We start from the raw sequence: 26848 nt of genomic DNA, 5'->3' as shown, positions 1-26848 counted from the left end.
CATGGTGTCCCGTCGACAATTTCTCAGCGGCTCGGGCGCCGCGCTGCTTGGCGCGGCGATGGTCAGCCGGGCCGGCGCCGCGTCGCTGCCCGACGCGCCGACGATGGCGAAAACCGGCACGCAGCCGCCGCTCGTGCCGCCCAACGGCCGCCCGTACACGCCCGTCGCGACGCTGAACGGCTGGTCGCTGCCGTGGCGGATGAAGAACGGCTGGAAGGAATTCCACCTGACGGCCGAGCCCGTCGTGCGCGAGATGGCGCCCGGCATGAACGCGAACCTGTGGGGTTACAACGGCCAGTCGCCCGGCCCGACGATCGAGGCCGTCGAAGGCGACAAGGTCCGCATCTTCGTGACCAACCGGCTGCCCGAGCACACGACGATCCACTGGCACGGGCTGCGGCTGCCGAACGGGATGGACGGCGTCGGCGGCCTCACGCAGCCGCATATCCCGCCCGGCAAGACCTTCGTCTACGAGTTCCAGCTCGAAGCGCACGGCACGTTCATGTATCACCCGCACGCCGACGAGATGGTGCAGATGGCGATGGGGATGATGGGCATGTTCATCGTGCATCCGAAGGATCGCGGCACGATGCCGGTCGATCGCGATTTCGTGTTCCTGCTCGCCGCGTACGACATCGATCCGGGCAGCTACACGCCGCGCGTGAACGAGATGACCGACTTCAACATGTGGACCTTCAACTCGCGCGTGTTCCCGGGCATCGATCCGCTGCCGGTGCGCGCCGGCGACCGCGTGCGAATTCGTTTCGGCAACCTGACGATGACGAATCACCCGATCCATCTGCACGGCTACCGCTTCGAGGTCGCGGGCACCGACGGCGGCTGGATTCCGCCGGCCGCGCGCTGGCCGGAAGTGACGGCCGATGTCGCGGTGGGCCAGATGCGCGCGATCGAGTTCACCGCCGATCGCCCGGGCGACTGGGCGTTTCATTGCCACAAGTCGCATCACACGATGAATGCGATGGGCCACCAGGTGCCGAACCTGATCGGCGTGCCGCAGAAGGATCTCGCGAAGCGGATCGGCAAGCTCGTGCCCGACTACATGGCGATGGGCAGCACGGGCGGCGCGATGGGCGGCATGGAGATGCCGCTGCCCGACAACACGCTGCCGATGATGACCGGCACGGGCCCGTTCGGGCCGCTGGAGATGGGCGGCATGTTCACGGTGCTCAAGGTGCGGCAGGGGCTCGGGCGCAACGACTATCGCGATCCGGGCTGGTTCCGGCATCCGAAGGGCACCGTCGCATACGAATACACCGGCGAATTGCCGGATAGCTGAAGCAGCATGCGGCGGCCGCACCGAGGCGGCCGCCGGTTTCCATTCACTGACACGGGAGTCGACACGATGAAGAAGGGACTGGTTTTGATGGCGACGGGGTGGGCGCTGGCGTTGTCGGCCGCGTCGCACGCGGCCGGCGACATGGCCGGCGACACGGCCGGCATGGACATGAGCGCGGATGCGAAGCAGGGCGCCGCGGCGTCGAGCATGTCGCACGGCGAGATCCGCAAGGTCGACACGGCGGCCGGCAAGCTGACGATCAAGCACGGCCCGCTGGAGAACCTCGGGATGGACGCGATGACGATGGTATTCAAGGTGAAGGACCCGGCGATGCTGTCGCAGGTGAAGGCGGGCGATACGATCGACTTCGTCGCCGAGGACGTGGACGGCACGCTGACCGTCGTCGAACTGAAGAAGCCGTGACGCGGAGCGCGAACATGACGATTTCCACACGCAAGCGGCTGGCCGGCTTCACCGCCGCTGCCGCGCTCTTCGCGATTGCACCGGTCGCGGCGTCGGCGCACGGCAAGCTGGAAAGCGCGGTCCCGGCGGCCGGCAGCACGATCGACGCGGCGCCCGACATGGTGCGGCTCACGTTCAACGAAGCTCTCGAACCGGCGTTCAGCACGGTGAAGGTGTCGGATGCGAGCGGCAACGCCATCACGCAGGACAAGGCGAAGGTCGACGCGTCGAACCCGCGTGTGATGACCGTCGCGATTCCGACGCTCGCGGCGGGCGCGTACACCGTGCAATGGGCGGCGATGACGGCCGACGCGCATCGCACGAAGGGCACTTATGCGTTCCGGGTGAAGGGATGAACGACGGCGTCGTCGGCCTGCTGCGGCTTGGTGCGGTGACGATCCAGAACGCCGGGTTCGCGGTCGTCGTCGGTGCGCTGCTGGGGCGCCGCTGGCTCGCGCGCGGCGCGTCCGCATGGCAGCACGGTGTCGGACGGCGGCTCGTCGCGACGCTGCGCATCGCGTCCGTCGTATCGCTGCTCGCGAGCGTCACCGCGTTCTGGGCGCACTGCGCGCTGATGAGCGAAGTGTCGCTGCTCGACGCGGGCCCGGCGGTATGTTCGATGCTCGCGGGCACCGGCTTCGGTCATGCGTGGCTGGCCGGCACGGCGTTCATGCTCGTCGTCGTGCTGCTGTCGTTCGCCGGACGTGCGAACGACACGCGGTTTCCGTTCGCGATGGCGGCCGCGCTTGCCGGTGTCGCGCTGGCGCGCAGCAATGGCGGCCATCCGGTCGACGCCGGGCTGTTCAGCGTGCCGGTGTGGATCGACTGGCTGCATCTGCTGGCGATCAGCGTGTGGATCGGACTCGTGCTCGTGACGGCGTTCGGCGTGATGCCGCGGCTCGCCCGCATGCCGGCGAGCGAACGCATGACGGGCGCGGCGTTCGTGCAGTCGCTGTCCGATGCGTCGACCTGCGCGTTGATCGTGCTGTTCGCGACCGGCGCGTACAACGGCTGGCGCGGCGTCGAGACGCCCGTCAACCTGTTCGCGTCGACGTACGGGCAGATCCTGCTGCTGAAGCTCGCGCTCGTGCTGCTTGCCGCGATGCTCGGCGCACACAACCGCTTCTTCGGAATGCCGACGCTGCTGCGCGCGTTGAGGGACCCGGCCGCCGCGATGCCGGCACACGCGTTGAAGCGGTTCTGCACCGTGCTGCGAGTCGAGGCGGTCGTGCTCGGCGGCGTGCTGATGGCGGCGGCCGTGCTCGTGTCGAGCGCGTTGCCGGGGACGATCTAGCGGCGGGGCTTCGGCGCCGGAAGATGGGGTGCATGGTCGGGGCTTGACCGGAGGACACAGGGCGATCGCGGCGTGATGACGACCATTACATCGGCCTGTCTCGCGATTACCAAAAACTGTCACCGAGCGCCGCTAAGCTTTCGCCACCCTCACAACCGGGATTCCCGCCATGCGCTCGACAATCCGCCTGTTTGCCCCGCTATTGCTGCTCCCGACGCTCGCCGCGCCGGTGTGCGCCGCCACCGCCGCACCCGTCAGCCCGAATTGCGGCGGCAGCACGACGCCGATCGCCGATATCCAGGGGGCAGGCGCGCCGTCGCCGCTCGCCGGTCAGAACGCATCGATCGAAGCGGTCGTCACCGCCGATTTCGGCGGCACGGACGGCTTCGGCGGCTTCTTCGTCCAGCAGGCCGACGCGCAGCGCCGCAACCAGCCGGGCGTGTCCGAAGGGCTGTTCGTCTATGCGCCGAAAGCGCGCGCGAAGGCCGGCGATCTCGTGCACGTGACGGGCAAGGTCGAGGAGAAATACGGGCAGACGCAGCTCACGCTGTCGGGCGCGATCGCGGTGTGCGCGAACGGCCAGACGGTCACGCCCGCGACGCTCACGCTGCCGGTCGACAGCCCGAGCGCGTTCGCCGCATACGAAGGGATGCTCGTGCGCCTGCCGCAGACGCTGACCGTCACCGACAACTACGAACTCGGCCGCTACGGCAGCGTGATGCTCAGCAACGGCCGCTTGCGTACGCCGACGAGCGTCGTGCCGCCCGCGCAGGCGCAGACGCAGATCGACGCGAACGCGCGCAACCGCCTGATCCTCGACGACGGCTCGAACAAGCAGAACCCGGCAACCGTGCCGTATCCGGCGCCGGGCCTGTCGGCCGCGAACACGCTGCGCGCGGGCTACACGGTGCGCGACGTCGAAGGCGTGCTCGAAGTGCGTTACGGCGCCTGGCGCGTGCAGCCGCTGCCCGGCGCGGCCGCGCCGGCGTTCGACGCGCGTTCGAACCCGCGCACCCAAGCACCGGCGCGCGATCCGAAATCGAACCTGCGCGTCGCGTCGTTCAACGTGCTGAACTATTTCAACGGCAACGGTCTCGGCGGCGGCTTCGACGATCCGAACAACCGCGGCGCGAAGACCTTCCAGGAATTCCAGCGTCAGGAAGCGAAGATCGTCAGCGCGCTGAAGGCGATCGACGCCGACGTGATCGGCCTGATGGAAATCCAGAACAACGGCTACGGCGAACTGAGCGCGGTGCGCCAGCTCGCGGCGAAGCTCGGCAACCACTGGCGCGTGGTCGATCCCGGCACGTCGCGGCTGGGCGGCGACGCGATCGCGGTCGCGCTGATCTACGACAGCCGCAAGGTCGAACCGGTCGGCCGCGCGGCGACGCTCGCGATCGACGACAAGAACCGTCAGCCGCTCGCGCAGTCGTTCCGGCTGATCAACGGCAACAAGCAGGCGCTGACGGTGGCCGTGAATCACCTGAAGTCGAAGAACTGCCCGGATGCGGCGAACGACGATCTCGACCAGGGCGATGGCCAGGGCTGCTGGAACCCGACGCGCACGCGCGCGGCGGCGAAGGTGGCCGACTGGCTGGCCGGCAACCCGACGGGCGTCAAGAGCCAGGGCGTGCTGCTGATCGGCGATTTCAACAGCTACACGTACGAAGACCCGATCCGCGCGCTCGAATCGCGCGGCTACCGCAACCTCGTCGCGCGCTGGATCGGCGCGAACGCGTACAGCTACGTGTACAACGGCGAAGCCGGCTATCTCGACCACGCGCTGGCGACGCTGCCGCTCGCATCGCACGTGAAGGCCGTGCACGAATGGCACATCAACGCGGACGAGCCGCTCGCGCTGCAGTACACGCTCGCGTACAAGTCGGCGGAGCAGCAGAAGACGTTCTACGCGGCCGATGCATATCGTTCGTCGGATCACGATCCGGTGCTGATCGATATCGCGCTGCCGGGCGGCGGGAAGTAATCGCGGTTCGAGTCTCGACGACGGGCGACGTGCGGCAGGCAATACCGTACGTCGTCGCTTGTCCGGGAACACCGTTTGAATGCCGGGTAAATAATGCCGTGAAGAATTAATCGAATCGGTATTTTATGGATGACGCAGCGCACGGCGATGCTGCGATTGAAGCGTGATTGAAGCGAATCGAATCATCGAATGACGCGCGGCGCACGCCGCGGCATTGCATTAATCGATAGGTGATAATAAAAATGAAAGAATGATCCTGTCGATTTGAAGGCTTTGAATGCGCTTGTCCAAGACGGGATAGGCTTCCGCGTTATGCTGGAAAAGCAAAATATTCGGTTCGGCATTACCGATGAAGCACACGCTGCCCGAATAATCCCGCTTTCTTTCAGATTCCAGACACTGTCCGCCCTTTGCATCATTGCGGGATTTTTAATATCCGAATGATCTTTGACAACGCGGCGCAGCACCGCCTATTTTTGTGGTGTCGTAAATTTAGTCATATAAAAGTTGGCCAAACTGCAGGGGGCGCGTCCGAGCACCATTCTCGCCAGCAGTTTGCTGTGTCTGTATCAAGTTCAGTCTCTGAGAAGTCCAATCCCCAACCGCCGACTGCCGACCGTGCAACGCGAGTGGCGGGTCGGCCTGCGCGTGTCGCAGGCGTTGGCGGCCTTTGTGACGCGGTATCCGAAGCCAAAGGAAAGAGATGAAACCAGACAGGAGCAGTACCGGCAGCCGCCGTGTTCGTCGCGGTCGGCTGGCCGGGCTCGGTGCATTGTCGGCCATGACGCTGGCGCTCGCGGCGTGCGGCGGCGACGATTCGTCGTCGGTCGGCGCGTCGAGTCTCGCGCAGGCCACGGCGAGCCAGCAGGCGAGCGCGCAGGCGGCCGGCACCCAGGCGCCGGCGGCCAACCAGCCGTACGTCGACCCGGTCGCGTACTCGATGAACGCGACCGACGGCCTCGCGCCGTCGCAGGTGTCCGAGAAGGCGGCCGTCATGCATTACCAGTGGACCGGCGGCGGCAAGACGATCAACTACACGACGACCACCGGCCACCTGACCGCGCAGGACGCGAACGGCAATGCGGAAGCGTCGATGTCGTATGTCGCGTACACCGCGCCCAGCACGAACGGCAAGCCGCGCCCGGTCACGTTCGTCTACAACGGCGGGCCCGGCTCGTCGTCGATCTGGCTGCGGCTCGGCTCGTTCGCGCCGACCCGCGTGGCCACGCCCGATCCGCTGTTCGGCAACAACTGGCCGAACTACCCGCTCGTCGACAATGCGGAGAGCCTGATCGACACCACCGACCTCGTGTTCATCGACCCGCCCGGCACCGGGCTGTCGGAAGCCGTGTTGCCGAACACCAACCAGAAGTACTGGGGCTCCGACGTGGACGTGAACATCATGCGCGACTTCATCCAGCGCTACCTGAACGTCAACAGTCGCGGCACGTCGCCGATCTACCTGTACGGCGAATCGTACGGCACGCCGCGGACCGACATGCTGGCGCTCGCACTCGAATCGGCCGGCGTGCACCTGACGGGCATCGTGTTGCAGTCGTCGATCCTGAACTACTTCGCGGATGCGGTGGAAGCGGTGGCGATCACGCAGTCGACCGAAGGGCTGCTGCTCGATACCGATACGGTGGCCGGCTACCTGCCCGGCTACGCGGCGGTCGCCGCGTACTTCAACCAGGTGTCGCCGGCGCCGGTGAACCAGGATCTGTACGCATTCCAGACGGAACTGTTCACGACGCTGATCTACAGCCAGCTGCAGAAGTACTCGCAATCGTGGGTGTTGAGCCAGCTCGGCATTCCGGATGCGCTCGGCACGCCGGTGTTCCCGAGCGATGCGACGCTCAGGCTGTGGTCGATCCCGTCGAGCCTCACGCAGCAGGCGCTGCGCGGCTACTTCAACGCGAATCCGTTCGGCACGAGCCTGCTGCCCGGCACGACGATCGGCCGCTACGACGGGCGCGTGTCGTTGCCGAACTCGGACCCGCGGCTGCAGACCGACGGCGATCCGTCCGACATCCTGATCTCGCAGCCGTTCACGAACGCGCTCGCGACGCAGATGCCGGACTACCTCGGCTATACGGCCCCGAACGCGACGTACCTGCCGCTGAACGACAACATCATCGGCGTCTGGGACTTCTCGCACGACGGCCAGCCGATGCCGGACACGATCCCCGATCTGCTCGGCGCGCTGCAGCTCAACCCGAAGCTTCGCGTGCTCGCGGAGAACGGCTACCACGATCTCGCGACGCCGTTCTTCAACACCGAGAAGCAACTCGCGCGGCTGCAGACGGTGAAGGGCCTGAATCCGAAACTGCAGGTGAACTTCTTCCAGGGCGGCCACATGACTTACCTGGACGACGTCGCCCGTCCGCTGATGAAGCGGGACCTGCAGACGTTCTACAAGGGCGCGCGGATTCCGACGGCGCTGACGCTGCACACGCTGCCGCCGCCGTGGCCGGATGAAAACCCGCCGAGCGTCCCGACCGGCAGCGTCCCGGGCGCGACGGCCGCGACGACGCTGGCGGCAGCCCCTTGAGCGACGGCGTCCTTGTCAAAGGAACCCACTCTTCATCCATTGAATGCGAGCGATCATGTCCCTAATCCAATTGATGCGGCGTATGTCTCCGTTGATCGTGCTCGGTGCCGCGATGAGCAGTGCCTACGCGTTGCCGCCGCAGGCGGTGGCGCCGGTGAAGCTGCCGCACGGCGGGCGCGGTGTCGACGGTCCGTTCTTTCCGGCCACGCGCGCGGCGCCGGTGTTGCCGTCGACCGGCGCGGCGTTGCAGCAGCAGGCGCAGCAGCGCGTCGATGCGCGGCTCGGCGCCAATACCGTGCTGAGCAACGGCGCGGCCGTGACGAAGGCGCAGGCGCAGAGCAGCGGGCTCGGCTTCGTGTCGAAGCACTTCGACGAGATCGACGCGAAGCACACCGGCCGCGTGACGATGAGCGATGTACGGCAGTTCATCCGGCAGCGGCAGGTGCAGGCGCAGCAGGAACAGCAGGACGAGTGACGTAGTCGGGCAGGGCGGCGGCCGGCGCGATGGCGATCGCACCGGCCGCCGACTATTCAGCTGCGCGGGGGCGGGGTCGCCCGGCTTCCGTTGCATGTTTTCATCCCGCATGCCGGAGAGGCGGGCGACGGCTTATTCCGTTTGCCGGTTGTCGCGTCGCGGTCCGAAGCGCGCGCGATAGTCGCGCGGCGAGATGCCGACGCGTTTCGAGAACGCACGCTGCAGCGCGTCCACGCTGCCGAATCCCGAGCGTTCCGCGATCCGTTCGAGCGGCCAGTCGGCGCGCTCCAGCAGCGCCTTCGCGCGCTCGACGCGCGCTGCCAGCACGTACTGCGCGGGCGATAGTCCGGTCTCCTTGACGAAATGGCGCGCGAACGTCCGTTCGCTCATGTGCATGCGGGCGGCCAGCGCGGCGACGCCGAGGTCGCCGGCCGGATCGTCGGCGATGTCGGCGAGCAGCGACCGCATGCGCGGCGTCGCCCCGGCCTGGATGTCGAGCCCGACGCTGAACTGCGCCTGTCCGCCGGGACGATGCATGAACAGCACGAGTTCGCGTGCGATCGCGAGCGCGGTCGGCGCACCGCAGTCCGCCTCGACGAGCGCCAGGCACAGATCGATACCGGCCGTCACGCCGGCCGACGTATGGAACGGCGGATCGCTCACGTAGATCGCGTCCGGCTCGATCCGCGCGTCGGGACAGAGCGCCTGTAGCGCCGAGCACTGGTTCCAGTGCGTGGTCGCGCGCTTGCCGTCCAGCCAGCCGCCGGCGGCGAGCACGAACGCGCCGGTGCAGATGCTCGCGATGCGCCGCGTGCTCGCGATCCGGGTGCGGAGCCACGGCAGCACGCCGGCTTCCGACGCGGCGTGCCGCAGCGCCGCTTCATCGCCGCCCGCGACGATGATCGTGTCGATTCGTTCCGGCAGTGCCGCGAGGGCGGCCGCGCCGGCGAGCCGCAGGCCCGCGTGCGTGACGATATCGTCCCCGTGTTGCGACGCGAGCGTGAGCCGGTACGGAACGGCGTGATCCGGAAGATGACGGTTCGCGACCGCGAACACTTCCATCGGCCCCGTGATGTCGAGCGACTGGACACCTGCGAAGCCGACGACGACGACGTTGCGTGCCGAACGGGTTGACTGAGGCATGGCGGAAAGTGCGGTGGAGTTGTCCTTGTGACCGCGAGCATGATCCTTGTAATTTTCCGGACATGCAATCGATCGACACGGGTGGGCGATGCGGGAACGGAAGACAGGCGGCGCGGTGCTGCTCGTATGCGGGCTGCTGGGTGCGTGGGCATGGGGGTGGCCGGCGCGGGCGATGGCGGAGGACCCGCCGGCGGCGGCCCGGACGCTGACGATCGGCATGCCGAAGGCGGGTCGCCCGCGGCCGCTCGTAGCGATCGTCGCGGACAACGCCGGAACGGAGACGACCGATTTCATCGTGCCGTACGCGATTCTGAAGCGCTCCGGTGCGGTCGATGTCGTCGCCGTGTCGGCCGACGAAGGCGCGGTCGAACTGATGCCCGCTCTGCGCGTGCTCGCCGATACCACGTTCGACCGGTTCGACGCGACGGTGCCCGCGGGGGCGGATGTCGTGATCGTTCCCGCGATGCATCGCGCGGACCGGCCGGCCGTGCTGGCCTGGCTCCGCAAGCAGGCCGCTGCCGGCGCGACGATGGTGGCGATCTGCGATGGCGCCGAGGTGCTCGCGAACACCGGCCTGCTGCGGCATCGTACCGCGACGTCGCACTGGTATTCGCGCGAGCGCCTGCGTCGCCGTTTCACCGAGACGAAATGGGTCGACGATCGTCGCTACGTGATGGACGGCAACGTGATGACGACGACCGGCGTGTCCGCATCGATTCCCGCTTCGCTGGCATTGTTGAGCGCGCTGGCCGGGCCGACCGCCGCGCGCGACACGGCGCGCGGCCTCGGCGTGCAGACATGGGGCGATGCGCACGACGGCAGCCGCTTCGGGGTGACCGCGCGCGCGGTGGCGATCGCATTGATGAACCGCGTCGCGTTCTGGCGGCACGAGACGTTCGATCTTCCGGTCGAAAGCGGGTTTGACGAGCTGCCGGTCGCGTTGAGCGCCGACGCGTGGGCACGGACCTGGCGCAGTGACGTCGTCGCGACGGCCGATGCGGGCGTGGTCGAGTCGAGGTACGGGCTGCGGTTGCTGGCGCAGCCGGCCCATGGCCGGCACGCGCGCGTGACGACGTCGGCCGGCTGGCGGGGCGAATCGACGCTTGCCGGTGTGCTCGCGGATATCGCGGCGCGCTACGGCGACGCCACATCCGGTTGGGTCGCGTTGCAACTGGAGTATCCGGAGTAGCGCCCGCCGCGCTTACTTCACCCATTCCGCGAGCCGCGGATCGGGATAGGGCAGGAGATCCTGCGACGCGGTGGGCTCGGCCACCCATTTCTCGCCGTTCCAGTGGAAATCGGCCTGCGTTTCCGATCCGTGGCCGTTCGAGCGGATGGCCATGGTGCAGGCGGCCTGTCCGGGGTACGTCGGGTTTTTCGCGCCGATGCAGGACCCGAGAAACACCATGACGTCGCCGAGGCCGAACCGCTCCTGCATCGCGTAGGTCGCGTCGAGGTCGGAGAGCCGGTCCGGCACCGGCGTCGCGTCGCATGCGGCGACGCTCGCGGCCAGCAGCAGCGCGGCGGCGCGGCCGGCGCGCCGCCAGTGGCACGGGCCGTGGGCGGAAGGTGCGTCAGCGTCGGCGCGCTGCCGCGCGCGGGCATGTGACGGGCGGGGCATTCGGCGTCCAGCGGATGAACATGGCGGGCATTGTGACGGATTTCGCCGGCCGCCGCGACGTTCGCCAGGAGATCGACATGAAGCTGCCGTGCCTCGACGTACCGCTACCCGGCGCCAGCCCCGACGCGGCGTGATGGCGGCTCGCGTGCCGCGTGCGCGAACGCCAACGCGCGATCACCGTCATCCTGAACGGCCCGCCGTGTTCTGCCGCATGCGCGAACGCGCCGTTCGCGTCGTCGAGCGCGAAGCCCCTCACGTCGAAATGCCCGAGGTCGAGCGACCCGCCGCGAACGCGCCCGGTCATCAGCGTCACGGCTGCCGTCGGGGACGTTCAGGCTGTCCGTCGTGCAGACAGCCGGTTCCACAGCATGCCGGAGCGGCTCCCGCTGCGGCAATACGCGAGCACCGGCTTGGGCAGCGTGTCGACCAGTGCGCCGAACGCGTCGACTTCCGCGTCGCCGATGCGATCGCGTTCGACCGGCAGGTAGCGCGCGTCCATCCCGAGTTCGCGCGCGGCCGCGGCGATTTCCTCGAACGCCGGCTGGTCGTCGCCTTCGCCATCCGGCCGGTTGCAGATCACCGCACGGAAGCCGGCATTGCGGATCGCCTTCAGGTCGGCCGGCGTGATCTGCCGCGACGCGGTGAAGCCGGTCGCCGCGGCCGCGCGACATTGCTCGATCGCTCGCGCGAAACAGCCGATCGCGAAGTCGACGTCCTGCTCCGTCGTGAACCGCCCGAAACTGATGCGCACGGTGCGACCGGCCGTTTCCGCATCGAGGCCGATCGCGGTCAGCACGTGGGACGGCGCGCCGCTGGTCGAATTGCACGCGGAGGTCGACGACACGGCGAGCGCATCGCCGAGCATGAACGGGAAGAAGCCCGGCGCATGCACCGTCAGGCTCAGCGTGTGCGGGATGCGGCGGGCGGCGGCCGCGTTCTGCGTGACGTCGCCGAGCGCGAACAGCGCGCCGGTCAGCCGTGCGCCGAGCGCCGCGATTCGCGCGGTCTCGCCGTCGAGTTTTTCCGCGGCGAGTGCGCACGCGACGCCCATGCCGACGATCTGGTGCGTCGCGAGCGTGCCCGAACGCAACCCGCGCTCGTGGCCGCCGCCGTGAATCTGCGGTGCGATCCGGCTGGCGATCTCGCGGCGGACGAACAGGGCGCCGATGCCTTTCGGGCCGTACACCTTGTGGGCGGACATCGACATCATGTCGATGCCGAGCGCGCGCACGTCGATCGGCGTCTTGCCGAGCGCCTGCGCGGCGTCGACGTGGAGCAGCGCGCCGGCGGCGTGCACGATGCCGGCGATCGCGCCGATGTCGGTCAGCGTGCCGATCTCGTTGTTCACGAGCATCAGCGACACGAGGCCCGTGTCGGGGCCGATCGCGGCCGCGACCGCGTCGGCGGTGATTTCGCCGTGCGCGTCGGGCGTCAGGAAGGTGACCTGCGTGCCGTGCTTCGACAGGTTCGCCATCGTGTCGAGAATGGCCTTGTGCTCGAGGCGGCTCGTGATCAGGTGGCGCTTGCCGGTCGCGTTTTCCGCATAGCCCTTCAGCGCGAGGTTGTTCGATTCGGTGGCGCCGGACGTCCAGACGATTTCGTCGGCATCCGCGCCGATTAAGGCGGCGACCTGCGCGCGGGCGTGCTCGACCTTGTCTTTCGCGAGCCGGCCGGCGGCGTGCGAACTGGAAGCGGGGTTGCCGAAGATGCCGTCGAAGCCGAGGCAGGCCGTCATCGCTTCGATCACGCGCGGATCGGCCGGGGTGGTGGCTGCGTAGTCGAGGTAGTGCAGCGGGGTGGGTTCGCTCATGTCCGTCTCTTGCTGATTGCGTAGTGACGGAAATGATACGGGGGACAGAAGGGAAAAAGGATCCAAAGTTGGCTGGCGATTCAGCTCGATGTGGAATAATATTTTCTCTGTTTATGAATTTGGGGAATTTGTTTCTCGGTGGGCCAATTGTGCGCGGGGGCACCGGCTCGACCGGCGGGTTGGCCTGCCGCGGTCGGCCGGGTCGCACGGAGAAGCGTCGCGGGCCGGCATGGCAGCTGGCCATCGTGTCGCCGGGTTCGAGCCTGCCGGCGCCCGGCGGCACGTCGGGTCACGCGCGCATCAAGTCTCGATGAGATTGAGAAACTGCCGCACGCGCGGGTGCGTGCTCGCGGTAAAGAACGCATCGGGCGTCGTGTCCTGCACCACCACGCCGTTCTCCATGAACACCACGCGATCGGCGACGTCCTGCGCGAAGCGCACTTCGTGCGTGACGACGAGCATCGTCATTCCGTTGCCCGCGAGTTCCCGCATGACCGCGAGCACGTCTTCCCGCAATGCCGGATCGAGCGCGGAAGTCGGCTCGTCGAACAGGATGACTTCCGGGTCCATCGCGAGGCCGCGGGCGATGGCGACGCGCTGCTTCTGGCCGCCGGACAGTCGCGCCGGGTATTCGCCGGCCTTGTGCGCGAGGCCCACGCGGTCGAGCAGGTGCAGCCCGCGCTCGAGCGCTTCGCTTTTGCGCACGCCCTTGACGCTCACGAGCCCCTCGATGACGTTTTCCAGCGCGGTGCGGTGCGGAAACAGGTTGAACGACTGGAACACCATCGCCGTACGCTGGCGGATGGCCTTGATGCGTTTCTGCTCGTCGCGCGACAGCGCGGTGCCGCCCGCGCGTTCGATTTCGATGCCGCACACCGATACCTTGCCCGCATCGGGCAGTTCCAGAAAATTCAGCGAGCGCAACAACGTGGTCTTGCCGGAGCCGGACGGCCCCATCAGCACGACCACTTCGCCGCGTGCGACACGGAAGTCGACGCGCCGCAGCACGACGTTTTCCCCGAAGGACTTGGCCAGCCCCTGAACGACGATGGTATGCATAGGTGTAGTCATTGAAAGCGCCGCGACACGCGGCCTTCGAAGATCGTCTGGACGATCGTCAGGATCTGGTTGATGACCCAGTAGATCAGGCCGACCATCAGGAACATCTCCATGTAGCGGAAGGTCGACGCGCCGACCTGGTCGGCCACGCGGGTGAGTTCGACGACGGTGATCGTGGACGCCAGCGACGTATCCTTGATCAGCGCGATCATCCGGCTGCCGACGGGCGGGATCGCGATGCGCAGCCCCTGCGGCAGGATCACGCGCCACATCATCTTCCAGTAGTTCATGCCGAGCGAATGCGCGGCTTCCCACTGGCCGCGATCGACCGCGTTGATCCCGGAGCGGAAGTTCTCGCTCAGGTACGCCGCGGAGAACAGCGTGAGCGCGAGCAGCGCGGCCGGTACCGGGTCGAGCGTGATGCCGTAGCGCGGCAGCCCGAAGTAGATCAGCAGGATCTGCACCAGCAGCGGCGTGCCGCGAAAGATCGACACGTACGCGAACGCGATGCCGCGCAGGAAGCGGATCGACGACACCCGCGCGAGCGCGACGGCGAGCCCCAGCGCCGAGCCGAGCGCGAACGACGCGAGGCCGAGGAACACGGTCATCGTCACCGCGCTTTCGAGCAGCGGCAGCGACCGCACGAAGAGATCGAACATGCGTCACTCCTTCTGCGCTTTCGCCCGCGCGATGTTGCCGACCATGTCGTAGGTCGGGCCGACCCAGCGCTTCGCGAGCCGTTCGAGCGTGCCGTCGGCGGCCATGTCGTCGATCGCCTTGTCGACGGCGGCGAGCAGCGCCGGTTGTCCCTTCGCGAGCGCCGGCGCGGACAGCTGATAGATCAGCGGCTCGCCGACTTCCTTGACCGGCAGGTGATTCACGTTCGCGTATTTCATCCCGCCGAAGTGGGAAATGATGACCGCATCGAGGCGGCCGCTGCCGAGATCGTTGAACACGAGGCCGCCGTTGTCGTACGCGCGAATGTCGGCGTCCTTCAGGTGCGCGCGTGCCCAGGTTTCGTTCGACGAGCCCGTGGTCACGCCGACGCGCTTGCCTTTCAGGTCGGCCTGCCCGTGAATGTGGGTGTTGTCGGTGCGCACGAAGATCCGGAAATCCTCGACGCCGTACGGTTTCGCGAAATCGACCTGCTTGCTGCGCTCGGCCGTCGGCGTCAGGTCGTTCATCACCAGATCGTATTTGCCGGCCTTGAGCCCTTCGACGAAGTTCTTGTACGCGTCCGCGACGAACACGACCTGCTTCACGCCGATGCGCTTGCCGACTTCGCGCGCGACTTCGACGTCGTAGCCGGCCGGCTGGTTGCGCTCGTCCAGCAGGCTCCACGGCGGGCTGCTCTGCGTGTTCGCGACGCGCAGCGTGCCGCTGCCGCGCGCGGCAGCGAGCAGGTCGGCCGCGCCGGCATCGAGGCTCGACAACGCGAGCGCGCCCGCGATGCCGAGCGTGGCCAGGCCTCTGGCCAGAACGCGGGTGGTCTGAGGGTTCATGGTGTCTCCTTGGGTGGTGGCTTGTTCCGCACGGCGGGTGTGTACGAGCGCCGCGTTACGCTGCGTGGTTTCTGACGTCGGTGAACGCGGCGAGCCCCGTGTACAGATCGTCGATCAGCAGCTCGGGGGCTTCGAGTCCGATCGACAGGCGCACGATCGGCTGGTCGGTCAGCGGGAACCGGCGCTGCGCCTGCAGCGGCGCCGGGTAGTACGCGGCGAGGCTGTGGACGCCGCCCCAGCTCGCGCCGATCGCGAAGTGGCGCAGCGCATCGAAGAACGCGGTGAACGCGGCTTCCGGCGCGGGTTCGAGCATCAGCGAAAACAGGCAGCCGTTGCCGGAGAAATCGCGCTTCCAGATCGCGTGCCCCGCGTCGGACGGCAGTGCGGGAAACAGCACCTGGCGAACCGCCGGATGCGATTCGAGCGCCTGCGCGACGCGCAGCGCCGCCGCGCTTTGCGCATCGAAGCGCACCTTCAGGGTGTCGAGGCCGCGCAACACGAGGAAACAGTCGTCGGGGCTCGCCTGCTGGCCGAGGATGCTCTGCGTCTCGCGCAGCGTCTCGTAGTAGCCGAAGTCGTTCATGCTGATCGCGCCGAGCAGCAGATCGGAGTGACCGCCGAACAGCTTCGTGGCCGCTTCGACGCTCAGGTCCACGCCATGTTCGAGCGGTCGAAACGCGAGCGGGCTGGCCCACGTGTTGTCCATCATCGTCATGATGCGATGGCGGCGCGCGACGTCGACGATCGCCGGCACGTCCGGCATTTCCATCGTCACCGTGCCCGGCGATTCCATGCAGATCATCCGCGTAGTCGGTTTCACGTACCGCTCGATGTCGGCGCCGATCGCCGGTTCGTACAGCTCGACGTCCACGTCGAACAGCGCGAGCCATTTCTGCGCGAAGGTCTTCAGCGCGCCGTAGCACGCGGCCGACACGAGCAGGTGATCGCCGCCGCGCACGAAGCCCATCACGGACGTCATCAGCGCGGCCTGCCCGGACGGCGCCAGCACGCAGTGCGCGCCGCCTTCGAGCACGGCGATGCGGCGCTCCAGTTCGCGCGCGGTCGGCGTGCCGGTGATGCCGTAGCTGTAGCCGTCGGGCTGGCGTTCCTTGCGGCGGGCGAAATCGTCGAGCGAGTCGAATACGACGGTCGAGGCACGCATGACCGCCGGCGACAGGCTGCGGAACGGTTGCGGAGGGAGCGGCGGGGTGGTCGTCATGATGCGGGTCGGGACTCCATGGCTGGAAACGGGATGACGAGCAGTTTTACTTTCGCGCCGGTTTGCAGCAACATCGGAAATAATTAGGTTGATAAGCCGGAGTTATAGGTGAGCGTGCGCGATATCGAGGTGTTCCGGGCGGTGATGAACGCCGGCAGTACCAGCAAGGCGGCCGGCGTGCTGGAGATTTCTCAGCCGGCCGTGAGCCAGTCGATCCGGCGGCTCGAGGGCATGGCCGGGTTCCGCCTGTTCGAGCGCGTGCGCAGCCGGCTCGTGCCGACGCAGGAGGCCGTCGCGCTGATGCGCGACGTCGACCGGTACTTTCTCGGCTTCGAGGTGATCGAACACCGGATCCGCAGCCTGCGTTCGTATGGGTTGGGGCGCCTCGCGATCGCGTCGCTGCCCGCGCTCGGCACCGGCTTCCTGCCGCGCGTGATCGCGTCGTTCGACGCGGCGGCGCGCGACGTGCAGATTTCGCTGCAGGTGATGAGCTCCCGCGAGGTTCACGAGACGGTGTCGGCCGGGCAGGTCGATTTCGGGCTGATGTCCGACGAGATGTCGATGGCCGGGCTCGAGCACTCGTCGTTCGTCAGCATGCCCGGTGTCGCGGTGATGCATGCCGCGCACCCGCTGGCGGCGAAAAGCGTGATCAAGGCCGACGATCTGTCGCAGGCGCCGTTCATCGCGCTGAACCCGGAGGACAGCACGCGGTTGCGGCTCGAAACGCAGTTGCGCGGGCTCGGCGTCGTGCTGAAGCCGCTGGTCGAAACGCCTTATTCGCATACCGTGTGCGAACTCGCGCTGGCCGGCGTGGGCGTCGGTTTCGCGCATCCGCTGGTGGCGCTCGACTTCGCGCAGCGCGGGCTCGTGGTCCGGCCGTTCGACGTCGATGTCGCGTTTACCGGCGTGCTGGTGTTTCGTCCGGGTACGCCGATGTCGGAGAACGCGCGCGTGTTTCTCCAGCACATGCGGATCCAGCTGGAGGCCGACCGGCATGCGCTGGCGGCGTTGTCAGGCAGGAAGGGGCGGGGTAGTGCGCGGGGGGCGGGCGGTGGCGGTTGAATCGACAGCTGCTCGGGGGCTGTCCACCGATATCCCGATGTCCATGAGGGATTCCCCCGTCACACGTGGCCACGCGCCCGTTCGACGCGGTATCCGTTCGCTCCGCGCGTTCCGGTAGCGCCTCCCGGTCCGCCGCGCCCGATTGTTTGCGTTTCGCGAATGGCGCGTTCGCCGGTTGTTCCATACCCGATCGGCGTCCGCGCACCTATCGTGGTGGCGTCGGCCGAGCCCGTTCGATGCGTCGAATCGGGACGCCGGCCGGCACTTCCTCGCGATTCGCGTCGCACACAAAAACCATCGGACACGAACCATGCGCAGGCGCTGCGGCGCGCGCGGGCGAACCGGCGTCCACGGAGACGGACATGAAAGCAAACGAGTGGGATACCTCATACGAGTGGAAGGCGGTCACGCTGCTGGCGCTCGGTTTCGGGCTGGTCGGCCTCGACCGCTGGCTCATCGCGCCGCTGTTTCCTTCGATCATGAAGGACCTGAACCTGAACGCGCAGGACGTCGGCAACTGCATCGGCGTGCTCGGCCTGTCGTGGGGCATCTTCGCCGCGCTGATGGGCGGCATCTCGGACAAGATCGGTCGCCGGAAGGTGCTGATTCCGGCCATCATCGCGTTCTCGCTGCTGTCGGGCTTCTCGGGGCTCGCGGGCGGGTTGCTCGGCCTGATGGCGATTCGCGGGCTGATGGGCGTCGCGGAAGGCTCGTTCTGTCCGACGAGTTTTGCCGCGACGGCCGACGCGTCGCATCCGCGGCGGCGCGGCCTGAACCTCGGCCTGCAGCAAAGCGGCTTCGCGCTGTTCGGGCTCGCGCTGTCGCCGATCATCGCCACGCAGTTGCTCGGTTTCGTGTCGTGGCGCTGGGTCTTCGCGCTCGTGGCCGTGCCCGGCCTGGTCCTCGGCGCGATCATGGTGTTCGTGATTCGCGAGCCGAAGGTCGCGCAGGACGTCGCGTCGGAGCATGCGCCCGCGTCGCTCGGCCACGTGCTCAAGCGCCGCAACATCCTCGTGGCGATGGCCGCGCTGTGCTGCGCGATGACCGGCGTCTTCGTGCTCGGCGCGCTGCTGCCGCTATACCTGACCGATTACCTGTCGCTCGGCACGCAGAAGATGGGCCTCGTCGTATCCGCGATCGGCTTCGGCGGCTTTCTCGGCCAGTTCGGCCTGCCCGGCCTGTCCGATCTGGTCGGCCGCCGCATCGCCAGCATCGTCGGCTTCGCGGGCACGGCCGTGATGCTCTACGTGTTCCGCGGCCTCGGCCCGCAGCCGCTCGCGCTGTTCGGCGTGCTGTTCGTCGCGTCGTTCTTCACGCTCGGGCTGGTGTCGCTGCTGTCCGGCCCGGTCGCGACCGAGGCCGCGCCGGTCGGCCTCGTGTCCACGTCCATCGGCGTGGTGGTCGGCGTCGGCGAGATCTTCGGCGGCGGCATCGCGCCGGCGATGGGCGGCTACGTGGCCGCACACTTTGGCATCCAGAACATCCTGTGGCTGCCGATGGCCTCGGTGCTGCTCGGCATCGTGGTCAGCCTGCTGCTGAAGGAAACCGCGCCGGCCGTGCTGCAGCGCCGCGCGATCGTGCAGCCGGAGCTGGCCGCCGGAGAGCAAGCGCGGTAATGCCGGTGTCGATGGGTCGGGCGATTGACATCGATTTGGCGACACAGTGACGCCTTTCGCATGACACCGCCTTGTATCCGCACAGGTAGACTGCCGGTTTCGCTGTCGAAAAAGGGCGCGGTATGGACCGGTTTCTGAGCATCGAGGCATTCGTGAGGGTCGCGGAGGCGAGCAGCTTCGCCGAGGCGGCGCGGCAGCTGGGTGTGACGAGTTCGGTCGTGACGAACCGCATCCAGCAACTGGAGAAGTTCGTCAACGCGCCGTTGTTTCACCGCAGCACGCGCCACGTGCGGCTGTCCGAAGTCGGCGAAACGTTTTACCGCGAGTGCGCCGAGGTGGTGGGCCGCGTCAACGAGCTGACCGACCAGATGCGCGAGCTGCGCGCGACACCGACCGGGCGGCTGCGCATCCAGATGCTGCCCGGCTTCGCGCTCGATCACTTCGGCAAGCCGCTCGCCGCGTTCAACCAGCGTTATCCGGGCATCCAGCTCGACATCATCGTCAACGATCGCGTCGTCGACCCCGTCGAAGAAGGGTTCGACATCGCGTTCCAGATCTTCCCGCCGATTTCCGAGTCGCTGATCGAGCGACGGCTGTTCACGGTCCGGCGCCTCTTCTGTGCCGCGCCCGCGTATGTCGACGCGCATGGTGCACCACAACATCCGCGCGATCTGCTGCAACACACGACGGCGCTGTATTCGGGCTACCCGTCGCGCAACCGCTGGACGATGACGCGCGGCGACGAGGTCGTCGAGATGGAGTTGCCGGGCATGATTCGCTCGAACTCCGTTCATCTGTTGCGCGAATACGCGCTGACCGGCGGCGGGGTCGTCTGCCTGCCCACGCTCGTGGCCAGCGACGCGCTCGTCGCGGGCCGCCTGGTGCCGATCCTGACCGACTACCAGCTCGCGCCGCTGAGCTTCGCCGCCGTCTATCCCGCCACGCAGCGACAGGCGTTGAAGGTGAAGGCCTTGGTCGAGTTCCTCGCGGAATACATCGGCGACGAATCGCCGTGGGACCGGCCGCTGCTGGCGCGCGGCTGGGTACGCTGACCCGCGCGGATTATTCGCGAAACGCAAATGCCGTAATCGCCATCCGTTGCCTTGTTGCTGGTGTGCGTTGCCCCTAGAGTGGAATCCAACAAGCGGTTCAACTCAGGAGACAGACATGACCAGCACGGCATTCCACACCGTCTTCGGTTCGCTCGACGGTTACCGGAAGGGCGAGATCGAAATCACCAGCGGCAGCGCGCAGCACTACGCCTTCTCGAACGTCTTCGAGGTGGCGTCGAAGTCGGCCCCTTACGAAAAGGTCGTCGCCGGCAAGAACCTCGAATACGTGATCGAAGTGCTGCGGACCGACGGCCAGTCGCCGTGGTTCGCGTGCGCGCACGACGAGTTCACGATCCAGATGGACGGCGAAGTCCGGATCGACTTCATCAAGCTCGACCACCCGCCGCAAGCGGGCCGCGGCACCGTGAGCGCAGGCGCGCATCCGGCCGGCCGAAACATGGGGTACGTAGTGTTGCGCAACGGGCATCAGGCGCTGTTGCCGGCCGGCTGTGCGTATCGCTTCACCGCGAGCCGGCCGGGCGTCGCGCTCGTCCAGACCGTGCTCGGCGAACTGTCCGTCGAGAAGTGGGCCGAGATCTGCCTGCACTGACCGCCCGACCGCATTCGACTATTCCAGGAGACACGTTATGGCCACCCTCGAGACCCTCGACCTTTCCACGGGCTTCGCCGCCGATCTGGTGCGATCGACCGAAGCCGATGCCGTCACCGGCTACCGCCGCTTTCAGCTCGGCGAATTCGCATTCCAGCGCGACGAATATTTCGTGAAGATCAGCTGGCCCGCGAAAGGCCAGACCCGCACGCATGCGATGCCGGCCGACGCATTCCTGCGCGCGATGATGCGCGACGTCGCGTGGGGCTTCTTCTACGGCTGGGTGAATTTCGACCACGTATTCGGCACGCGCAATCACTACGGCAAGGTCGACATGTATGCGGGCACCTTCAACGGCATTCTGAAGGACGCCGGCGTCGACTACACCGAGACCTTCGACACGCCGACGATCATGGCGACCTTCAAGGCGATGCTGCACGACTGGACCAACGAAGGCTTCGACCCGTTCGCGGCGCCCGAGGAAACGGGCACGGCGTTCGGCCGCAAGCACGGCGACAACGGCGCGGCGATCGAGCGCACGCGGATCGCGACGCGCCGCATGCCGGGGCTCGAAGGCGACTCGCCGTTGCGCGACGACCTGCCGGTCAACCGCGCGTTTCTCGACGTCGCGCAGGACGAGCCGGAAGTGCACGTCGAGCCGGGCTTCGAGGGCGAGCTGCACGCGTTCAACCTGTTCAAGTACCTGTCGCGCTCGGACGTGACGTGGAATCCGTCGGTCACGTCGGTGTGCGGGCGCAGCCTGTTCTGCCCGACCACCGAGGAATTCATCCTGCCGGTCTTCCACGGCAACGACCGCGTCGAATGGTTCCTGCAACTGTCCGACGAAATCGTGTGGGATATCGGCGACAAGAACACCGGCGCGCCGCGCGCCCGCATCACGATGCGGGCCGGTGACATCTGCGCGATGCCGGCCGATATCCGGCACCAGGGATATTCGACGAAGCGCTCGATGCTGCTGGTCTGGGAAAACGCGACGCCGGATCTGCCGCAACGCTACGAGAGCGGCGAGCTCGCGCCGTACCCGATCGCGTTCTAGGCCGCGCGTCAGTGTCTGCTTCCGCTTCCGCATTACACCGAGGACGATTCATGCAAACCCAACTCTTCATCGACGGGCGCTTCGTTGACGCCGTCGATCGCGGCACGATCGACGTGCTGAACCCGCACGACGGCTCCGTCATCACGAAGATCGCGGCAGCCACCGCGGCGGACGTCGATCTGGCCGTCGACGCCGCGACGCGCGCCTTCCCGGCCTGGTCGGCGATGCCGGCCGCCGAGCGCGGCCGCCTGCTGCTGCGCCTGGCCGATGCGATCGAAGCGAACACGGAAGCGCTGGCGCAGCTCGAATCGCTGGACACCGGCCACCCGATTCGCGATTCGCGTGCGCTCGACGTGCCGCGCACGGCGGCCTGCTTCCGCTATTTCGGCGGCATGGCCGACAAGCTGCAAGGCTCGGTGATACCGGTCGACACCGGCTTCCTGAACTACGTGCAGCGCGCGCCGATCGGCGTGGTCGGCCAGATCGTGCCGTGGAATTTTCCGCTGATGTTCACGAGCTGGAAGATGGGCCCGGCGCTGGCGGCCGGCAACACGGTGGTGCTCAAGCCGTCGGAAATCACGCCGCTGTCGACGTTGCGCATCGTCGAGCTGATGGCCGAGGTCGGATTTCCTGCCGGCGTCGTCAACATCGTGCCCGGCTACGGCCATACGGCCGGCCAGCGGCTCGCCGAACATCCGGGCGTCGGCAAGATCGCGTTCACCGGCTCGACGGCGACCGGCCGGCGAATCGTCGAAGCATCGCAGGGCAACCTGAAGCGCGTGCAACTGGAACTGGGCGGCAAGGGCGCCAACATCGTGTTCGACGATGCCAACCTCGACGCGGCCATCAACGGCGCCGCGTGGGCGATCTTCCACAACCAGGGGCAGGCGTGTATCGCGGGGTCGCGTCTGGTGCTGCACGAACGCATCGCGGACGCGTTTCTCGAACGCTTCGTCGCGCTCGCGTCGTCGATCCGGATCGGCAATCCGCTCGACCCGAATACCGAAATGGGGCCGCTCACGTCGAAGCAGCACCTCGATCGCGTGCTGTCGTATGTCGACGTCGCGCGCGAGCAGGGCGGCCGCGTGCTGACGGGCGGCAGCGCGCCGCAGGACCCGGCGCTCGCCAATGGCTATTACGTGCGCCCGACGATCGTCGAGGCGAAGCATGCGACCGACCGCGTCGCGCAGGAAGAAGTGTTCGGCCCGTTCGTCACCGTGCTGCGCTTCGGCAGCGACGACGAAGCGCTGGCCATCGCCAACGCGACGGAATACGGGCTCGGCAGCGGCCTGTGGACCAACGACCTGTCGCGCGCCCACCGGATGGCGGCGCGGATCGACGCGGGCATGTGCTGGATCAACTGCTACAAGCGCGTGAATCCGGGCAGCCCGTTCGGCGGCGTCGGCAAGTCGGGCTACGGCCGCGAGATGGGCTTCGAGGCGATGCACGACTACACGGAAGCACGCTCGGTGTGGGTCAACGTCGACGGCAACGTGCCGCCGCATTTCAAGCGCTGAGGCTCGTATGGAGCGCTTCGTCTATCAGGGCACCCCCTCGCGCGTGGTCTTCGAATGGGGCGCGCTCGACAGGCTGCCGGACGAGCTGTCGGCGCTCGGCGCCCGCCGCGCGCTCATCCTCTCCACGCCCGAACAGCAGCCGCTCGCCGATCGCGTGAAGGACGTGCTGGGCGAACGTGCGGCCGGCGTGTGCGCCGAGGCCGTCATGCACGTGCCGGTCGAGGTCGCCCGCGCGGCGCGCGAGACGGCCGCCGAACTGGGCGCGGATTGCTGCATCGCGATCGGCGGCGGTTCGACGATCGGGCTCGGCAAGGCCATCGCACTCGAATCGTCGCTGCCGATCCTCGCCGTGCCGACGACCTACGCCGGCTCGGAGATGACGCCGATCTACGGGCTCACCGAAGGCCGGTTGAAGCGCACCGGGCGCGACGCACGCGTGCTGCCGCGGACCGTGATTTACGACCCGTCGCTGACGGTGTCGCTGCCGCCGGGTATTTCGGCGGCGTCCGGTGTCAATGCGATGGCGCATGCGGTCGAGGCGCTCTACGCGGAAGACGCGAACCCGGTCATCAGCTTGATGGCCGAGGAATCGATTCGTGCGCTCGGCGAAGCATTGCCCGTCGTGGTGCGCGATCCGCAAGATCGCGCAATGCGCAGCCGCGCGCTGTATGGCGCGTGGCTCGCCGGCACCTGCCTCGGCGCGGTCGGCATGGCGTTGCATCACAAGCTTTGTCACACGCTCGGCGGCACGTTCAACCTGCCGCACGCGCAGACGCACGCGGCGATGTTGCCGCATACCGCGCATTACAACCACGCCGCCGCGCCCGACGCACTGCGTCGCGTCGCGCGGGCGCTGGGCGGGAGCGACGCGGCTGACGCCGGGCCGCTGCTGTTCAGGCTGAACGCGCAACTCGGCATCGCGCCGGCGCTAGCCGATATCGGGATGCCGCAGCAGGGGCTCGACGAAGCGGCGGAACTCGCATGCAGGAACCCGTATGCGAACCCGCGGCCGATCGAACGCGCGGCGATTCGCGCGTTGCTTCAGCACGCATGGGAAGGACGCGCGCCGCATTGAGCGGCCGGATGGGCGAACGGAGAACGACGTGATGAATGACCAGACCGGCCTGCACGGCTTGCACCGCGAAGCGATGTTCGGCTTCGTCCTCGATCGGAGCTGATCGCCATGGCGCGTTTTTTTGCGGTGTTTGCCACCGACCAGCCGGGCATGCGTGACGTGCGCGACCGCATGCGGCCGATTCACCGGACGTATCTGCGCTCGGCGGCCGAGCATGGCGTGTATGTGCGGCTCGGCGGCCCGACGCTGGACCCGCAGGACGATGCGATGAACGGCACGCTGCTCGTCGTCGAGGCGGACGACATCCATGCGGTGATGCAGTTCATCGGCAACGATCCATATGTGAAGGAGGGCCTGTTCTCGCGCGTCGAGGTGCGCCCGTGGGACTGGAGTCTCGGCAACCCCGAGCACAGGGTGTGAGCGATGGAAGCGAAACAGCTGTGTCGCGTGGCCGATGTGCCCGACGGCGGCGCGCGGGTCGTCGACGAAGCCTGCATCGGGCGTCCCGTCATCGTCGTGCGGCGTGGCGAGCAGGTGTGGGCGTACGTGAATCGTTGCCCGCACTTTTCGGTGCCGCTCGATTTCGTGCCGGGCAATGTGTCGTGCTACCGGTCGCAGGTGTTGATGTGCGCGCATCACAGTGCGTTGTTCCGGTTCGATGATGGCGTGTGTATCGACGGACCCTGCACGGGGGCCGGGCTGGAAACCGTGGCCGTCGAGGTGGACGCATCCGCATGGATCGTCTTTCGGGGCGCTTGACTTGGCGCATGTTGAATGCGTGCGCGTCGATGCGGGTTCGCCGGGAATTGTTCTGAATTGATCGATCGGTAAAACCCATTTCCGGTGTTGATGTGACTGCCTGAATCAACGCGATTTTCCACGAAGCAATGAGCGAACACCCGCCTCGCAGCGGGTGACGGACTCGCATTTTCATAAAAAAGACGGAGACGACATGAAACTCAGGTTTGGTGTATTGGCGGTGCTTGCCGTGGCGCAGGGCGCATGGGCGCAAAGCAGCGTGACGATGTTCGGGCTGATCGATTCCGGCATCACGTATGTCAGCAACGAGGGCGGCGGAAAGAACGTCAAGTTCGACGACGGCATATTCGCGCCCAACCTGTTCGGCCTGCGCGGCACCGAGGATCTCGGCGGCGGGTATCGCGCGACCTTCGCGCTCGTGAACCAGTTCTCGATGGCGAACGGCAGCATCATCGGGACCGGGATTTTCGGGCGCAATGCCTACGTGGGGATCGAGAGCGACCGCTTCGGCAGCATCACGCTGGGCAATCAGTACGACTTCATGGTCGATGCATTGTTTTCAAAGGGCAACGCGATTTCGCGGGACATTTCCGGGCTGTACGGCTTTCGGAACGGCCCGTTCCAGCGTCTCGCGCTGCCGGGCAATCCGACCGGCGCATTCGACTGGGACCGCACCGCAGGCAGCAAGCCGATCGCGAATTCGGTCAAGTACAGCTCGCCGACCGTCGCGGGTTTGTCCGGCGGCGTGATGTATGCGTTCGGCGGCGTCGCGGGTTCGATCGGCGCGGACAACGCCGTCAGCGCCGGCGTGAACTATGAGCTCGGAGCCTTCGGCGTGGGCGCGGCCTATACGAACGAGAAATACGGTCCGGCGCCGGGTGTGCCATCGACCAGCGTGCGCAACTGGGGTGTCGGGATGCACTACGACTTCGGTGTCGTGACCGCGAAGGCGCTGATGACCACCGTGCGCAATTCGTTCAACGATGCGGGCGTGTGGATGGCCGAGGCCGGCGGCTTGTGGCGAATCAGGCCGGACGTCGTGCTGGGCGCGAAATACATGTACATGAAGGGCAATGAAGCGTTGAACGACGACCATGCGCATCAGGTCAGCGTCGCGCTTCAATACCTGTTGTCGAAGCGGACGATGGTGTATGTGTCGGCGGATTATCAGCGCGCGAATAACGGCGCGAATGCGCAGGTGAACGGCGTGCTGGATCCGAACGGGGCGTCGAGTTCCGCGAGTCAGGCGGTGGCGCGGGTGGGGGTGCATACGGTGTTTTGACGGGGCGGCGGTGCCGCGCTTCAGATGCGTCGTGGTGCGTCGCGTATGCGACGCCTGTCGTTGGACGGATCAAACGGAAAACGGGCCAGGCGGCCCGTTTTCTTTTCCACTTTTACGGCGTTTGCGATTGCCATACTCGCTTACGCGAGACTCATGACGACGCCGTTACTTGCGCCGAAGTAGTCCTTGACCACCCGTTTCGGCAAGGCCGTGCGGGTCAGTTCCGACAGATTGCGCAGGAGAGGGACGTCGCCGCCGCTCGCCTGCAGCGTCATTCCGCCCAGGGCGAAACAGGCGACGGCGTCCTCCAGTGTGCCTTGCGTCATGATTTCGGTAATGCGATTGACATTTCCGCGCAATTTAATGCCTTCCGCGATGCCGAGTTTGCTCATATTTGCCTC

General features: G+C 67.1%; 26 protein-coding genes. 18 read left to right on the top strand and 8 right to left on the bottom strand.

Annotated features, from left to right (window positions below; genetic code table 11):
- Position 1: 1 nt before the first annotated feature.
- The 7 genes from DFS13_RS12400 to DFS13_RS12360 all read left to right on the top strand — a co-directional run bounded on the left by DFS13_RS12400 (position 2) and on the right by DFS13_RS12360 (position 8063).
- Positions 2-1297 (top strand): multicopper oxidase family protein, encoded by a 1296-nt coding sequence (locus tag DFS13_RS12400; protein WP_006495800.1) that lies wholly within the window; start codon positions 2-4, stop codon positions 1295-1297.
- A 66-nt stretch (positions 1298-1363) separates the two neighbouring features.
- Entirely contained in the window at positions 1364-1720 is a 357-nt protein-coding gene (locus DFS13_RS12395; protein WP_048984227.1) for a copper-binding protein, read from the top strand.
- A 14-nt stretch (positions 1721-1734) separates the two neighbouring features.
- The gene (gene copC, locus DFS13_RS12390) at positions 1735-2115 is read left to right on the top strand and encodes a copper homeostasis periplasmic binding protein CopC (protein WP_048984384.1); all 381 of its coding nucleotides are present in this window, start codon (positions 1735-1737) and stop codon (positions 2113-2115) included.
- Positions 2112-3053: a CopD family protein gene (locus tag DFS13_RS12385; protein ID WP_048984229.1), complete on the top strand. Its 942-nt coding sequence runs from the start codon at positions 2112-2114 to the stop codon at positions 3051-3053. The genes copC and DFS13_RS12385 overlap by 4 nt, the downstream gene beginning before the upstream one ends.
- Positions 3054-3222: 169 nt before the next feature.
- Positions 3223-5037: an ExeM/NucH family extracellular endonuclease gene (locus DFS13_RS12380; protein WP_048984231.1), complete on the top strand. Its 1815-nt coding sequence runs from the start codon at positions 3223-3225 to the stop codon at positions 5035-5037.
- A 703-nt stretch (positions 5038-5740) separates the two neighbouring features.
- The gene (locus DFS13_RS12365; protein ID WP_006484566.1) at positions 5741-7588 is read left to right on the top strand and encodes a peptidase S10; all 1848 of its coding nucleotides are present in this window, start codon (positions 5741-5743) and stop codon (positions 7586-7588) included.
- 82 nt (positions 7589-7670) lie between these two features.
- Entirely contained in the window at positions 7671-8063 is a 393-nt protein-coding gene (locus DFS13_RS12360; protein WP_006484518.1) for a hypothetical protein, read from the top strand.
- A 132-nt stretch (positions 8064-8195) separates the two neighbouring features.
- Here the strand turns inward: DFS13_RS12360 and DFS13_RS12355 are convergent, their stop codons facing one another.
- Positions 8196-9206 (bottom strand): GlxA family transcriptional regulator, encoded by a 1011-nt coding sequence (locus DFS13_RS12355; RefSeq protein ID WP_048984237.1) that lies wholly within the window; start codon positions 9204-9206, stop codon positions 8196-8198.
- Positions 9207-9294: 88 nt separating this feature from the next.
- On the opposite strand from DFS13_RS12355, the gene DFS13_RS12350 reads away from it, so the two are divergent.
- Positions 9295-10395, top strand: a complete 1101-nt coding sequence (locus DFS13_RS12350; RefSeq protein WP_048984238.1) for a DJ-1/PfpI family protein — start codon at positions 9295-9297, stop codon at positions 10393-10395.
- Positions 10396-10407: 12 nt separating this feature from the next.
- On the opposite strand, the gene DFS13_RS12345 is transcribed toward DFS13_RS12350, so the two are convergent.
- The 6 genes from DFS13_RS12345 to metC form a co-directional block, all read right to left on the bottom strand.
- Complete coding sequence (locus DFS13_RS12345) at positions 10408-10827, bottom strand: hypothetical protein (protein ID WP_006495792.1); 420 nt, start codon at positions 10825-10827, stop codon at positions 10408-10410.
- A 331-nt stretch (positions 10828-11158) separates the two neighbouring features.
- Positions 11159-12637: an aminotransferase class V-fold PLP-dependent enzyme gene (locus tag DFS13_RS12335; RefSeq protein ID WP_006484541.1), complete on the bottom strand. Its 1479-nt coding sequence runs from the start codon at positions 12635-12637 to the stop codon at positions 11159-11161.
- Positions 12638-12937: 300 nt separating this feature from the next.
- Complete coding sequence (locus DFS13_RS12330) at positions 12938-13696, bottom strand: amino acid ABC transporter ATP-binding protein (RefSeq protein ID WP_006484591.1); 759 nt, start codon at positions 13694-13696, stop codon at positions 12938-12940.
- Positions 13697-13704: 8 nt separating this feature from the next.
- Positions 13705-14355, bottom strand: a complete 651-nt coding sequence (locus DFS13_RS12325; protein WP_034202830.1) for an amino acid ABC transporter permease — start codon at positions 14353-14355, stop codon at positions 13705-13707.
- A gap of 3 nt (positions 14356-14358) precedes the next feature.
- Positions 14359-15198, bottom strand: coding sequence for an ABC transporter substrate-binding protein (locus DFS13_RS12320; protein WP_006484549.1), 840 nt, complete (start codon positions 15196-15198; stop codon positions 14359-14361).
- A 55-nt stretch (positions 15199-15253) separates the two neighbouring features.
- Positions 15254-16417, bottom strand: coding sequence for a cystathionine beta-lyase (metC, locus tag DFS13_RS12315; protein WP_048984246.1), 1164 nt, complete (start codon positions 16415-16417; stop codon positions 15254-15256).
- Positions 16418-16525: 108 nt separating this feature from the next.
- Here metC and DFS13_RS12310 point away from each other — a divergent pair, with 108 nt between their 5' ends.
- The 10 genes from DFS13_RS12310 (at position 16526) to DFS13_RS12265 (ending at position 26447) form a co-directional block, all read left to right on the top strand.
- The gene (locus DFS13_RS12310; protein WP_048984247.1) at positions 16526-17479 is read left to right on the top strand and encodes a LysR substrate-binding domain-containing protein; all 954 of its coding nucleotides are present in this window, start codon (positions 16526-16528) and stop codon (positions 17477-17479) included.
- A gap of 362 nt (positions 17480-17841) precedes the next feature.
- Entirely contained in the window at positions 17842-19095 is a 1254-nt protein-coding gene (locus DFS13_RS12305; protein WP_006484557.1) for an MFS transporter, read from the top strand.
- 122 nt (positions 19096-19217) lie between these two features.
- A complete protein-coding gene (locus DFS13_RS12300) occupies positions 19218-20147 on the top strand; it encodes a LysR family transcriptional regulator (RefSeq protein WP_006484594.1) in 930 nt (309 codons plus the stop codon).
- A 115-nt stretch (positions 20148-20262) separates the two neighbouring features.
- Positions 20263-20757, top strand: a complete 495-nt coding sequence (locus DFS13_RS12295; protein ID WP_006484626.1) for a hypothetical protein — start codon at positions 20263-20265, stop codon at positions 20755-20757.
- Between the two features lie 37 nt (positions 20758-20794).
- On the top strand, positions 20795-21814 hold the full coding sequence (locus tag DFS13_RS12290) for a hypothetical protein (RefSeq protein WP_006484584.1): 1020 nt from the start codon (positions 20795-20797) through the stop codon (positions 21812-21814).
- Positions 21815-21864: 50 nt separating this feature from the next.
- Positions 21865-23331, top strand: coding sequence for an aldehyde dehydrogenase family protein (locus tag DFS13_RS12285; protein ID WP_006484608.1), 1467 nt, complete (start codon positions 21865-21867; stop codon positions 23329-23331).
- A 7-nt stretch (positions 23332-23338) separates the two neighbouring features.
- A complete protein-coding gene (locus DFS13_RS12280; protein WP_069353897.1) occupies positions 23339-24406 on the top strand; it encodes a maleylacetate reductase in 1068 nt (355 codons plus the stop codon).
- 108 nt (positions 24407-24514) lie between these two features.
- Entirely contained in the window at positions 24515-24826 is a 312-nt protein-coding gene (locus tag DFS13_RS12275; protein ID WP_006484614.1) for a YciI family protein, read from the top strand.
- A gap of 3 nt (positions 24827-24829) precedes the next feature.
- Positions 24830-25165 (top strand): Rieske 2Fe-2S domain-containing protein, encoded by a 336-nt coding sequence (locus DFS13_RS12270; RefSeq protein ID WP_006484583.1) that lies wholly within the window; start codon positions 24830-24832, stop codon positions 25163-25165.
- Positions 25166-25358: 193 nt separating this feature from the next.
- Positions 25359-26447 carry a porin gene (locus tag DFS13_RS12265; RefSeq protein ID WP_111441753.1) on the top strand — a complete coding sequence of 363 codons (1089 nt, stop codon included), beginning with the start codon at positions 25359-25361 and terminating at the stop codon, positions 26445-26447.
- Between the two features lie 140 nt (positions 26448-26587).
- Here DFS13_RS12265 and DFS13_RS12260 read toward each other — a convergent pair whose 3' ends face one another.
- Positions 26588-26839 carry a hypothetical protein gene (locus tag DFS13_RS12260; RefSeq protein WP_048984259.1) on the bottom strand — a complete coding sequence of 84 codons (252 nt, stop codon included), beginning with the start codon at positions 26837-26839 and terminating at the stop codon, positions 26588-26590.
- Positions 26840-26848 lie beyond the last annotated feature (9 nt).

It is taken from the genome of Burkholderia sp. 28_3, assembly GCF_003253915.1.
In the GTDB taxonomy this organism is placed as follows: domain Bacteria; phylum Pseudomonadota; class Gammaproteobacteria; order Burkholderiales; family Burkholderiaceae; genus Burkholderia; species Burkholderia cenocepacia.
This window is presented reverse-complemented; position numbering and strand designations above follow the sequence as displayed.